The 12,247-nt window shown below is 39.6% G+C and carries 13 protein-coding genes; 1 reads left to right on the forward strand and 12 read right to left on the reverse strand.

Annotated elements, in window-relative coordinates:
• Positions 1-7: 7 nt before the first annotated feature.
• From QA539_RS07400 to QA539_RS07440, 9 genes are all read right to left on the reverse strand, one after another.
• Positions 8-2,755 (reverse strand): DNA translocase FtsK, encoded by a 2,748-nt coding sequence (locus QA539_RS07400; RefSeq protein ID WP_283721994.1) that lies wholly within the window; start codon positions 2,753-2,755, stop codon positions 8-10.
• A gap of 9 nt (positions 2,756-2,764) precedes the next feature.
• The gene (gene ytpR / locus QA539_RS07405) at positions 2,765-3,361 is read right to left on the reverse strand and encodes a YtpR family tRNA-binding protein (RefSeq protein WP_219492719.1); all 597 of its coding nucleotides are present in this window, start codon (positions 3,359-3,361) and stop codon (positions 2,765-2,767) included.
• A 4-nt stretch (positions 3,362-3,365) separates the two neighbouring features.
• Complete coding sequence (locus tag QA539_RS07410; protein ID WP_219492722.1) at positions 3,366-4,226, reverse strand: DUF1444 domain-containing protein; 861 nt, start codon at positions 4,224-4,226, stop codon at positions 3,366-3,368.
• Between the two features lie 119 nt (positions 4,227-4,345).
• Entirely contained in the window at positions 4,346-4,654 is a 309-nt protein-coding gene (locus QA539_RS07415) for a thioredoxin family protein (protein ID WP_219492724.1), read from the reverse strand.
• Positions 4,651-5,655, reverse strand: coding sequence for a PTS transporter subunit IIC (locus QA539_RS07420; protein ID WP_219492727.1), 1,005 nt, complete (start codon positions 5,653-5,655; stop codon positions 4,651-4,653). The genes QA539_RS07415 and QA539_RS07420 overlap by 4 nt, the downstream gene beginning before the upstream one ends.
• A gap of 160 nt (positions 5,656-5,815) precedes the next feature.
• Positions 5,816-6,544: an amino acid ABC transporter ATP-binding protein gene (locus QA539_RS07425; RefSeq protein WP_219492730.1), complete on the reverse strand. Its 729-nt coding sequence runs from the start codon at positions 6,542-6,544 to the stop codon at positions 5,816-5,818.
• Positions 6,541-7,260 carry an amino acid ABC transporter permease gene (locus QA539_RS07430; RefSeq protein WP_219492733.1) on the reverse strand — a complete coding sequence of 240 codons (720 nt, stop codon included), beginning with the start codon at positions 7,258-7,260 and terminating at the stop codon, positions 6,541-6,543. Before QA539_RS07430 ends, QA539_RS07425 begins: the two co-directional genes overlap by 4 nt.
• Positions 7,244-8,011, reverse strand: coding sequence for an amino acid ABC transporter substrate-binding protein (locus tag QA539_RS07435; RefSeq protein WP_219492736.1), 768 nt, complete (start codon positions 8,009-8,011; stop codon positions 7,244-7,246). Before QA539_RS07435 ends, QA539_RS07430 begins: the two co-directional genes overlap by 17 nt.
• Before the next feature lie 94 nt (positions 8,012-8,105).
• Positions 8,106-9,170 carry a M42 family metallopeptidase gene (locus tag QA539_RS07440; protein WP_308316789.1) on the reverse strand — a complete coding sequence of 355 codons (1,065 nt, stop codon included), beginning with the start codon at positions 9,168-9,170 and terminating at the stop codon, positions 8,106-8,108.
• A gap of 46 nt (positions 9,171-9,216) precedes the next feature.
• On the opposite strand from QA539_RS07440, the gene QA539_RS07445 reads away from it, so the two are divergent.
• The gene (locus tag QA539_RS07445) at positions 9,217-9,504 is read left to right on the forward strand and encodes a hypothetical protein (protein ID WP_219492739.1); all 288 of its coding nucleotides are present in this window, start codon (positions 9,217-9,219) and stop codon (positions 9,502-9,504) included.
• Here the strand turns inward: QA539_RS07445 and QA539_RS07450 are convergent.
• The 3 genes from QA539_RS07450 to QA539_RS07460 all read right to left on the reverse strand — a co-directional run bounded on the left by QA539_RS07450 (position 9,501) and on the right by QA539_RS07460 (position 12,238).
• Complete coding sequence (locus QA539_RS07450; protein WP_219492741.1) at positions 9,501-10,691, reverse strand: MalY/PatB family protein; 1,191 nt, start codon at positions 10,689-10,691, stop codon at positions 9,501-9,503. The genes QA539_RS07445 and QA539_RS07450 overlap by 4 nt on opposite strands.
• 110 nt (positions 10,692-10,801) lie before the next feature.
• Complete coding sequence (gene trmB / locus QA539_RS07455; RefSeq protein ID WP_219492744.1) at positions 10,802-11,434, reverse strand: tRNA (guanosine(46)-N7)-methyltransferase TrmB; 633 nt, start codon at positions 11,432-11,434, stop codon at positions 10,802-10,804.
• Positions 11,435-11,446: 12 nt separating this feature from the next.
• Positions 11,447-12,238: a phosphotransferase family protein gene (locus QA539_RS07460; RefSeq protein WP_219492745.1), complete on the reverse strand. Its 792-nt coding sequence runs from the start codon at positions 12,236-12,238 to the stop codon at positions 11,447-11,449.
• Positions 12,239-12,247 lie beyond the last annotated feature (9 nt).

Genomic DNA, 12,247 nt, shown 5'->3' on the forward strand with positions numbered 1-12,247 from the left:
TCATCTCCTAATATTCTTCTTGTTTTTCTGTTATCAGCACATCTCTTGGTTTAGAGCCATTCTGACCACTGACATAACCCATTTCTTCCAGTTGATCGATAATTCGCGCTGCTCTATTATAGCCTATCTGGAAGCGTCTTTGTATTTGAGAAGTCGAAATATGCCCTTCTTCGACCATAAAGTTGCAAATATCATTGAACAGTTCATCTTTCGGCTGCTCTGATAACTTCTTCAGCAAAGTCTTCTCATGGAAGAGATAGTTTGGTTTCCCTTGAGACTTAATATAGCCTACAACTTCATCAATCTCACTATCGGAAATATAGCTTCCCTGTATTCGAATCGGCTTATTCATCCCATTCCCAAGATACAGCATATCACCGTTTCCTAACAATTTCTCAGCGCCACCAGAATCAAGTATTGTTCTGGAGTCAACAGAAGAAGATACCATAAATGCGATGCGTGTCGGCACATTCGCTTTGATTAATCCTGTGATTACGTTGACTGAAGGACGTTGTGTAGCAAGTATCAGATGAATACCTGCTGCACGTGCTTTTTGAGCAATTCGTGCAATGGAATGCTCCACATCTTGTGGCGCCATCATCATTAAGTCTGCTAATTCATCAATCACGACAACGATCTTCGGAATTCTCTCCTGATAGACTACTTTCTGGTTATAAGCAGTAATGTTACGTACATGGACATCTGCAAACATCTGATATCTGCGTTCCATCTCACCGACAACCCATTTTAAGCTCTCTGTAGCTGCTTTAACATCAGTAATAACAGGTGCAATTAAGTGCGGCAAATCATTATATGGCGCAAGCTCGACCATTTTAGGATCAATCAGTAATAATTTCAATTCATTAGGATTATTACGATATAGCAGTGAAATAAGAATTGAGTTGATACACACAGATTTACCAGAGCCTGTAGCACCGGCAATTAAACCATGCGGCATCTTCGCAAGATCCATAATCATCGGTTCGTTATTAATTCTAGCTCCGAGCGCGACAGACAGATTACTATCAGAGAATTTCATCTTCTTGCTGAAGACAATTTCACTTAAGTTGACGCTACGCGTTTCAACATTCGGCACTTCAACACCGACAAGCGAAGTACCAGGAATCGGTGCCTCTATTCGGATATCTTTGGCTGCTAACGCCATTTTAATATCGTCCTGAAGATTCGTGATGCGCGAAACCTTTACACCTTTCTCTACCGAAAGTTCAAATCGTGTAACCGAAGGACCGACGACGACATTCTCTACTTTTGCCGGCACATTAAAATGATAGAACGCATCATCAAGCTGCGCTTTATGTTCTTCAACCCATGATTCATCTCGTTCCATATTATCTGCAGGATTCAGTAAGCTGACAGGTGGAAGAAGATACTTTGGTCCTTTGCGCTTGAACTGTCTTAGCTTCCTTTCATCCTCAGCTTCCTGTAGCTCAGCAGGTGTCTCAGGATGCTCCTCTAGTACTTCTTCTAGCGGTTCATTGCTTTTGATTTTTACTTCTGCTGGCGATAATTTCGATTCTTCTCGTTGCTGCATTAAACGCTTCTTATCACTTGGTGTCATGACTACATTAAATGGAGTGACTTTCTCTTTCTTAGTGTCAGGTGATAGCACAGGTTCTAACGAAACAGGACCTTCATCCTCTTCTGATATTTCAACAGTTTCATCTGTTTCGCTATCGGTTTCATCTTCAACTTCAATCGTTTCAGTCATCTCATCTTCCGTCTCAAAAGATACATCGTCAAATACTTCCTCATCTACCTGTATAGTCTCTGCTGCCTCTTCAGTACTTTCAAAAGTAATATTTTCTTCCATGAAAGTCTCATCTTCACGTGAACTGAAAGTATACGATTCACCGGAGTTCAGTTTAACCTCTGTGTCCTCATCGCTGATATTCACTTTAATTGGCGTCTCACTAAGCGCTTGAACCTCAATATCAGTGACTAATGCTTCTTCAGATAACGTTATAACATCCTCTGATAATTGCACGACATCATCAACTGCAAGCACATTATCCTCTAAAACATTCTTCTCTTCAGCTTCTTGTTCAACCGTTTCGTGGTTAATCATAGATTTTAACGCTTCTTGCTGGTCAGCAAGTTTTCTACGCTCTTCCTGAAAATCTTTTTGACGCTGAATTTTCTTGTCACGCTCTTTTCTGATTTCAGCAACTATTTGAGAGGCATATACATTCTCAATATTGACCGTATTATCTTCTTTGCGATGTGTCGGTGTCGCAGGACGTGTAGCTGTACTTTTCTTAGGGACAATAGATGCTCGACCCTTTAACATTGAAGGATCTTTACGACTTTTTGTTCCATATATTGCCGAAGGTACTTCTGAAGCTTTAAACTTGGGCTGATGCACACGAGATGCTTTTTCTATTTGAGCATCATCTCCTTGTTTCTTTCCTAATGGAGAGGTTTCAACCTTATAGCCTGGGTGTTGGTTACGAGCTGCTTTTCTCTGTCTTCTAGAAACGTATGTTTCATCAAACGAAGTCTTTTGATGATCATACTGCGCTTGTACAGGGATAAAGGGGTCATCATTTTTTTCAAGTTTTGTCTTGCTCGTCTTATGATCACTATCTTTCGTCTTAACAGTGTCCACATCAACCGGAAAACGAAACTTTCCACGAGGGCGCCTATATACGTCATTTTCTGAGGTATCCAGTCTTTCTGTTCTGATATCTTCAGTATTTTCTTTTGATTCTCCGAATAATTTATCAAACCAGCTCATCTTATCACCCTACTTCTCTTTGAAGAAATCTTCGCCGATTGTATAGTGATCATCTAGCACTAGAATACCTTTTTTCTCTTCAGAGTCAGTCAGACCAAGTTCACGTTCAGAACATATCATTCCTTTTGATGGCACACCGCGTAACTCTGCATCTTTGATCATCATTCCACTCGGCATCACCGCACCTACTTTAGCTACTACTACCTTTTGCCCTTGTGCAATATTTTTTGCACCACAAACAATCTGTAATTTTTCTGTTCCAACATCCACTTTTGTAATGTTTAATTTATCTGCATCTGGATGCTTCTCACATGATTCTACATAGCCAACAACAAACTTCGGTGATAAATCAACTTCGAGTGGCGTTTCAAGCCCCTTCTCTCTAAGTAATGCGTTGATTTCATCTACAAGACTTTCTGTTAATTTAACCTCACCTTGAGATTTAAGGTTTAATGATTGTACACCCTTAACATTATATCCAACGACACGGTCGTCTTTTTTTATCGTGATAATATCCCCGTTTGTTTCATACGTAAACGGACCATCGATAGGTTCCAATGTGATAAATAAATAATCTCCAACAATTTCGTTATAAAATAGATTCATATGATTACTCCTTATTGTTTTTTTCTTGTTCAAATTTTTTGCGGTTTGCTTCAATACGCTGAATTGCTTCTTGATTACGCTTTGCATTATTCTTACCTAGTATAAACACAGGTGTTAAGTTACCTTCTTCATATTGGAACGATAAAGAAGTAATCGGTACAAGACCATTTGCGAAAAATTGCATCGTCAGCTGAGCGAGCACATCATACCCTGTCTCGTTCTGAATATCAGCAATAATCAAAACATCGCCATGTGGTACAGCGACAAGCATCTCCCCTGTAATCTTCTCACGAAACGACTTCAACAGTTGTTTATTTAACAGACGACTTGCATCATATCCATCATTTGAGTTAAAGAAATAATATGTATTGTCATTCACTACATCAGTTTTATAAGGGTTATTCAGACCATTTAAATTAAATAAAGCCTGCTCCTTAATATGCGCTTCAGATAGATTCAACGCTTCCTGTACTTCAGTATCAATTAGACGATAAGTGTTGCCGAGATCCACTGCGTAATAAATATTCGTCTCAGCAGTATGTTCTGTAATTAAAAAAGGAACTCCATTTTGTTCTTTCTGGAAACTCGTCGCACGAACAACAGGCATTATTATCGGTTGGCCATCAAAAGGTTGTGCATCCCCAAACGCTTGAATCGTCTCTTTGATATAATACAGTACTTCGTCAAGAATTTTCTCTTTCTTCTCTTTATATTTTGCTGCAACGGGTGCTAGCTTTATCGTTAACCCTTTATGATTATCATTTCGCTCAATCCTTAAAGTCTCTTCTTTACGATCGAAATGAAAGGTTACTGCTTCCTCTTTCATTGCATCTTTTAAGTAATCTCTAATTTCAAAAACATTCACTTGTAACACTCCTCACATAACTTTCATTGTACAATAAAACCACCGCATATAAAAGCAGTGGTTACTAAGGTTATATTAAAAGGTAATCAGTTTAGAGCTACGGACTAATAGATATTAAACTACAATCCTTTTATAAATGCGTTGATTTCATCTTTTGTCTTTCTGTCTTTTGATACGAATCTTCCAATTTCAGTACCTTTATCAAATGCGATAAAGCTTGGTATCCCCATCACATCATATTCTACAGCAAGGTCAATAAATTCATCTCTGTCGATGGAAACAAAATGATACGCTTCATTTTCACTTTCTATTTCCGGCAATAATGGTGCAATAAAATGACAGTCTGGGCACCATCCTGCAGTAAACATAGCTATCGTCGGCTGTTCGATACTTTCTCTAAACATTTCTACTGATGTGATTTCCTTCATCGTTCTCCTCCTGTCGAGATCTTCTGATCTCCTGGTTTAATGATATTCGCTCGTAACAACATCATATATATAATATAACTGATAATACCTGGTAATATGAAATGAAACACTCCAACTTGCAACCATGTTTCAAGCGAGGAACCCATCGTCTTAATTGTCATTATCTGCCCGACAAATCCACTTGTTCCCATACCTGCACCTGCTGCTACATTTTGCATTGGCCATAGTGTGGTCATTATCGGTGCGATAATGATACTCGCAATCACAGGCGGAATTAAGATCATTGGTCTTAACATATAGTTAGGAATCTGTATTTTACTAGTTCCAATACCATGGGCTACGAGACTTTGAATCCCATTATCACGATAAGCAGTGACAGCAAATCCAATCATATGACAGCAGCAGCCAATTGTTGCAGCAGCTGCCGCTGTTCCATCGATGTTAAGCATTAAAGCGAGCGCAGCACTAGAAACAGGGCTAGAAAGTGTCAAACCGAACACGAGTGACACGAGAACGCCCATCAATAACGGCTGCTGTCCTGTCGAAAATGAAATAAATTCTCCGAGCGATAGCATCAGCTGCTGTATCAACGGTCCTATAAGCTTTGCGATACTGCCGCCGATAAGTAGCGTTAGAAGCGGCGTCAGAATGATATCAATCTTCGTCTTCCCACTATAGAAACGTCCCGCTTCACTTGTTGCCAGACTCACAATATATGTACCTGCTGCGCCTCCAAGTTCATAACCATACATCCCAGTCACTGCACTAGCGAAGATGACCATCGGTTTAGCTCCAAGTCCATATGCTACCGCAACACCAACTGCTGCACCCGTACAATTCTTTGCAAGCTGGCCGATTTCAATGAGTAATGATGTATCGAAGAACGGTTTCAATTCTGTCCCCAGTGTTTCTAATATCAATCCGATAATCAATGAACAAAATAGTCCGAGTGCCATGTAACTCATGCCATCTATGAACCACCTCTTAAGTAGATTCTTCAATATACTATCCCCTTACCCTCTATTTATAATCCCACATATTACAATTATAATAGCATATTACTTATTACATAGACGTATTTTCATATAAAAATTTTCCGGATATATTTATCCGGAAAATTTATTACCTATTGATGCTATCGAATGATATAGTGCTTATAATTTATTCTGCAATCACATTCAAGAAGCGTCTTAAATGTTCTGATTGAGGTGCATTGAATAGTTGTTCTGGCGTTTCGATTTCCTCGATACGTCCATCATGAACAAAAGCGACTTTATCTGCAACATTGCGCGCAAAGTTCATCTCGTGTGTCACTATGACCATCGTCATGCCTTCATCACGCAGATCTTTAATAACACGTAGCACATCCTGTACAAGTTCTGGGTCAAGTGCAGATGTTGGTTCATCAAAGAGCATCACCTTTGGATTCATTGCAAGCGCACGTGCGATACCGACACGTTGCTGCTGTCCCCCACTTAATGATATCGGATACTGCTCCTTGACATGCGTTAAATCCACTTTTTCAAGCAGGTTCAATGCGGTTTCTCGCGCATCTGACTGTTTCATCTTCTTGACTTGTACAAGACCTTCCATCACATTTTCTAGCGCTGTCATATGCGGGAACAATTGAAAGTTCTGGAACACCATACCTGACTTTTTACGGACTTCAATCTGTGATTTGCGGTTGTTACTATCATATGTTAAACCGTCTACTGTTACCGTGCCTGATGTCGGCAGTTCCAATGCATTCATCATACGTAGCAGCGTCGTCTTACCTGAACCGCTTCGACCAATCAGTACGACCACTTCACCATCTTGCACTTCTAGATCTACATCTTTAAGCACTGTCTTATCGCCGAACTTCTTTACCACATTCTTCACTGAGATCATCGCTGATACTTCCTTTCTATACGAGACTCATACTGCCCTTGTACAACAGAGATAATGAAACATACAACCCAGTACATTAAGCCGACAAGCACGTAGATTGAAAGGAACTCATACGTTGTCGCAGCAACTTCCTGTGCCTTACGAAACATCTCTGCGACAAGAATGAACCCTAGCAGCGATGTATCTTTAATCAGACTTAAAAATGTATTACCAAGTGCAGGAATAGATACACGTATCGCCTGTGGTAAAACGATGCGTTTCATCGTCATCCATTCACTCATACCGATAGAATATGCAGCTTCTTTTTGACCCTCTGGAATCGATAGAATACCACCCCGAATAATTTCAGAGGCATAAGCTCCAACGTTTAAACTGAGTCCAATTATTGCAGCAACAACAGGTGCAATATTCAGCTTAATATCAGGATTTCCCGTAATAAGTCGTCCAACTTCTGGAATACCATAGAAGATAATGAACAACTGTACAAGCATAGGTGTACCACGAATAATCGAGACATAGATTCTGGAAATACTTCGCGCGAACTTGTTACGTGACACACGCATCAATGCAGTGATGATCGCTATGATTAGCCCGATTATAAACGTTGCAATAGTAATAGGGATTGAGTATTTTATCAATCCCCATAACATCGGTTCGAAAGCTTGTTTCGCTGCATCTAATGCGTGGAGCTGTTCTTCATTAAGCTTTAGAAACATCTTCACCAAACCATTTCTTACTTATTTTTGTTAATGTACCATCTTTATGCAATTCATCTAATGCTTTATTAACATCCTCTATTACTGTCTTATCTGTCTTCTTAGTGAATACAAATCCTGACTGGCTCTTCTCAGCATCACCCGTAATCAGCTTAATATCAGCTGTTTTCTTTTGTTGCTGATAATCAAGGACTGATAATTTATCATTGAAAGTTCCTTCCACACGATTTGATAATACCATTTCTATCGCCTGGTTAAATCCTTCTACTGAAGTAATTTCAGCGCCTTTATCTTTCGCTAGCTTACCGTAGTTTGAAGTCAACGTCTGAGCAAGTTTCTTTCCTTTAACGTCATCAAATGACTGGATTGAATCGTTATTTTTACGAACGACTAATACGCCCTCAGAATACGTATATGGTTTAGAGAAGTTGTATTTATCTTTACGTTCTGCATTGATTCCGACTTGGTTTGCTATCGTATCAAAACGCCCTGAATTTAATCCCGAGAACATTGAATCCCACTGTGTTTCAACGAACTTAACCTTATAACCCGCTTTTTTCGCTACTGCTTCAGTAACTTCTACATCATATCCCGTTAACTTTCCATCTTTGTCATGGTATGTAAATGGTGCATATGTTCCTTCAGTGCCCACTGTCAGTGTCTTACCATCTTTCTTTGAACCCTCTTCACTGCTGCCACATGCGGCAAGCACAAATAACAACGCCGTCAATACTATAAATAATTTTTTCATTTCCATCCTCCTATTCATATCAATTTACTCAGAATAAATTTTATTTTATACTATTTATAATTTAAGTCAACAAATAGCTACCGAACTACTCGGATTAATTCTGTTTTAAACACTGAATCGTTTCATCATCAAGTCTACTCAGTAGCGCAAGCATACCATCGCGCGCCGCTTCATAATCACGAATATCAAATATCGTATGATTGGAATGAATATAACGTGCAGGGACTCCTACTACCGCTGTCGGCACACCTTCATTCGAAATATGAATCTGACCCCCGTCTGTTCCACCCGGAGACTGATAATATTGGTAATTGATATTATGTGCTTCATATGTTTCTTGCATCAATGTCTTGAATGATGGCTTTAATATCATTGTGCGGTCGATGATTCTCAGTAACGTGCCAGCTCCAAGTCGTCCATTATCGCTGCTACTTCCAGCCATATCATTTGCGGGCGAACAGTCTACAACAAATGCAACATCCGGCTGAATCATATTTGCTGCAGGTCCTGCGCCACGTAAACCTACTTCTTCCTGCACATTCGCCCCGATATATAGATCAAAAGGAAGCGCAACGTCCTTCAACCGTTCCATCACATCTATAATTATGGTACATCCATAACGATTATCCCACGCTTTACATAAGAAACGGTGATCCGTTAACTGCTTAAATTCAACTTCAGGTACAATCGTATCCCCGGGCGCTATCCCCATTTCATTGACCATCTCTTTATTCTCAGCACCGATATCCAGCATCATATCTGAAATTTGTGGTGTCCCTTCATTTCCTGTTCTGAAGTGTTTCGGCAGGCTTCCAATGATTCCAGTATATTCTTTCCCATCTCGAGCTAATACTTTCATACGCTGTGCCTGCAGTACATCTTCAGGCCATCCGCCAAGCGGTGTGAACTTAAGCATGCCATTATCGGTAATATGTGTCACCATAAATCCAACTTCATCCATATGTGCAGCAATCATTACTTTCTTAGCATCTGGATTTGCACTCTTCTTTAAGAAATACACACCACCGAGCCCGTCCTGCAGTACTTCATCTGCATATGCTGTCAGTCTTTCCTTTAAATAGTCGCGCACTTGATATTCATGTCCAGGTGCCCCATGTAATTCTGTTAATGTTTTGATCGTTTCCATTATCTTTGTCATGATTGTTCTCCTTTATGTTAAAATATTTTATAAATGGAGGGATATTATGAAAAAACGTTATCTGCTTATCATTCCTGTAATCATCGCTTTACTTTATATGTCGAAAGATCGTATGACAATGAAGCATCCTAAAAAGGTACTCGACCAGACGAAACATGCATATAAGGATGTGACAGGTTCAGCAATCAACTATACCCCTGAAAAGATTCATAAGTTTGGATCTATCACACACGTCTATCGGGGGATGATCAATACGAAGACCACGACTTATGAATTTATCGCTGATTGTTATAGTGGTGAACTCATAGATGTGTTTGAAATTCAGTCGCTTTAATCTACAGCATTCTCCTTTAAATATGAGAATGCTTTTTCTATTGCTGCTAACCCCTGTTCAAGCTTCTCTTCGCTACACGCAACATTTAGTCTGAAGTGCGTGCTCTCGGTCAGTTCATAGGTGTTCCCGATACCTACAGCGATACGCCCGATATTCTGCAGCGCATCCTGAACGTCCATTTCACTGAACCCACTCGCTTCAAAGTTAATCCATGCAAGAAACGTACTATGTGGTCTACGGAATACAAGGACGTCACTCAATCGCTCGTTAATGAATGTCTCTACTTTAATCATATTTGATTCAATATGTTCATTAAGTGCATCTACCCACGGGCCACATTCCATATAAGCTGTACGAATTGCAGTGAGCCCTAGTATATTCGGAGAACTTATACCATAGACACTTCCTATCTTCGTCTGCAGCAATTCACGCATATAGCTGTCCTTCGTTATATAATAGGCATGAGGAATGCCTGAAATATTAAATGTCTTCCCGAGACACGTTGTAACAACCATCTTGTCATACTGAGACATATACTTAACCAGTGACTGATGTTTACCATGACGAACGAAGTCCATATGAATTTCGTCAGATATAATATAGACATTATGCTTCTCACAAATCTCGATGATCTTTAAAATCTCTTCTTCGGTAAACACCTTACCTGTCGGATTATGTGGATTACAGAACAGGAACACTTTGTTCTGAGGCATCTGACATAAATATTCAAACTGAACAAAATCCATCGAATATTGATCTTCATCATCATACAGATCACAGCCAACGATCATACGTTTATTTCCATTGATTAAATTTAAGAAGTTATTATATGAGGGGATGTTAACGATAACACCATCCCCTTCATTTGTTACACTGCGAATCACTTCAGTAACTGTGAATAACACGCTTGGGGCATATGCGAGATCCTGCTTTAATACATTGAGATCAAAACGTGTCTTGTACCAATGACGAACCGGCTGATAGAACTGATCGTTATTCCAGTTTGTATAGCCGTATATCGGATGACTTAATCGCTCCTGTAACGCATGTATTATTGTTTCTGGAACAGCAATATCCATATCCGCTATCCAAAACGGCATTAAATCTTTACGCTGATAAACTTTAGACAGCATTTCATGAGCAACTGCATTCGTTGTACTACGGTCAATCACTCTATTAAAATCCATAACATCTCCTCCTGTTAATTCGAATTCCTTAATAATAGTCTACATGAAATGTAACAATAAAAAAAGAAACATTAGTAAGATGCGCTATAAAGTCATCTTACTAATGCTTCTTAAAATCGAGCTTCTAATCGATTAATTCTAAATCCTTTATTCGAGAACTTATCTTCATATTCCGTACGAATATTATCAACAGGTTCATTATCATGCAGATTCAAATTAATATTTTTCAGCTTCATGCCGTAATGGCTCATACTCTCGATCGAATATTCAAATAACGCCTGATTATCAGTCTTGAAATGAATTTCACCATCTTTATTTAAAATAGTTTCATAAACTTTAAGAAAATTCTCATGCGTCAGTCTGCGCTTTGCGTGACGTACTTTAGGCCATGGATCTGAGAAGTTAAGATAGATTCTATCAATCTCACCCGCATTAAAGATTTCTGTCAGCTTTTCGGCATCTACTGTTAACAGGCGTAAGTTTCTAATATTTTGTTCCACTGCTTTTTCTACGATACGAATCATGACATTCTTATCACGTTCGATACCAATATAATTAATCTCCGGGTGCGCTTTAGCCATCTCCGTAATAAAACGGCCCATACCGCTTCCGACTTCGATATGTATCGGCTGCACTTGTTCAAACCAGTCAACGATGTGATCTTTTCGAGCAAGGTCGATACTTACAATATCCTCGTGCTGCAGAAGAAAATCTTCAGCCCACGGTTTATTTCTCATTCTCATAGTGCTACTCCTTTAAATAAAACGATTCAAATTTAATACATCATCTAAAAATTTCAGCCAGTCATTCAAATCATGATAGCGACTCTTCTCTTCGTACCATTCAATCATTGCAATCGCCTGAATGATGGTATACCACTTCATGCGCTTTTCCAGATCCAGTGTGTATTCAATACCATAAGTTGCAAGCCAAGATTGCCAGTCGATGGTATCACCATAAGTATAAAGAATCATACCGATATCTATCGCCGGATCTGCAATCATCGCACCTTCCCAGTCAACAAGAAAGAGTTCATCCTGATCTGATAAGAGCCAGTTATTATGATTGACATCCCCATGACATACTGTATAGAACTTGCGCTCTAGCTGCGGCATATGCTCTTCCAGATAGATCAGCGCTTTACGGACAGTATGATGTGTTAATACGTTGCGAGATAATGAGGAATTGATCTTATTAAGCAATAGCTCTGGATCCATCGGTTTCATCTCAAGTCGCTTGAGCATATTAAGTAATGGTTTCGAACGATGAATCTTCTTCAGCAGTAGTGCAACACGTTCGGATTTCATTTCCATGTGCGTCAGACTTCGCCCATTCTTCCAGTGCTGTGCTGTTACGACTTCACCTGTCTCTATTCTCTTCGTCCATACAAGTTTCGGTACGATACCTTCAGCAGAAAGTGCAGCAAGAAACGGAGAGGAGTTACGCTTTAAGAAAAGCTTTCTGCCGTCTTGTTCTGCCATGTATGCTTCTCCAGATGCGCCGCCAGCGGAATCTAATGTCCAACCTAGCTGATAGAAATGTTCCAACGTGTTTCA

It is taken from the genome of Macrococcus psychrotolerans, from assembly GCF_038095555.1.
Classification (GTDB): Bacteria; Bacillota; Bacilli; order Staphylococcales; family Staphylococcaceae; genus Macrococcoides; species Macrococcoides psychrotolerans.

Bases quoted from the DNA above. Each gene is read 5' to 3' on its own strand.
- QA539_RS07400 (WP_283721994.1), bottom strand. From the start codon at position 2,755: ATGAGCTGGTTTGATAAATTATTCGGAGAATCAAAAGAAAATACTGAA.
- ytpR (WP_219492719.1), bottom strand. From the start codon at position 3,361: ATGAATCTATTTTATAACGAAATTGTTGGAGATTATTTATTTATCACA.
- QA539_RS07415 (WP_219492724.1), bottom strand. From the start codon at position 4,654: ATGAAGGAAATCACATCAGTAGAAATGTTTAGAGAAAGTATCGAACAG.
- QA539_RS07425 (WP_219492730.1), bottom strand. From the start codon at position 6,544: ATGATCTCAGTGAAGAATGTGGTAAAGAAGTTCGGCGATAAGACAGTG.
- QA539_RS07430 (WP_219492733.1), bottom strand. From the start codon at position 7,260: ATGTTTCTAAAGCTTAATGAAGAACAGCTCCACGCATTAGATGCAGCG.
- QA539_RS07435 (WP_219492736.1), bottom strand. From the start codon at position 8,011: ATGAAAAAATTATTTATAGTATTGACGGCGTTGTTATTTGTGCTTGCC.
- QA539_RS07440 (WP_308316789.1), bottom strand. From the start codon at position 9,170: ATGACAAAGATAATGGAAACGATCAAAACATTAACAGAATTACATGGG.
- QA539_RS07445 (WP_219492739.1), top strand. From the start codon at position 9,217: ATGAAAAAACGTTATCTGCTTATCATTCCTGTAATCATCGCTTTACTT.
- QA539_RS07450 (WP_219492741.1), bottom strand. From the start codon at position 10,691: ATGGATTTTAATAGAGTGATTGACCGTAGTACAACGAATGCAGTTGCT.
- trmB (WP_219492744.1), bottom strand. From the start codon at position 11,434: ATGAGAATGAGAAATAAACCGTGGGCTGAAGATTTTCTTCTGCAGCAC.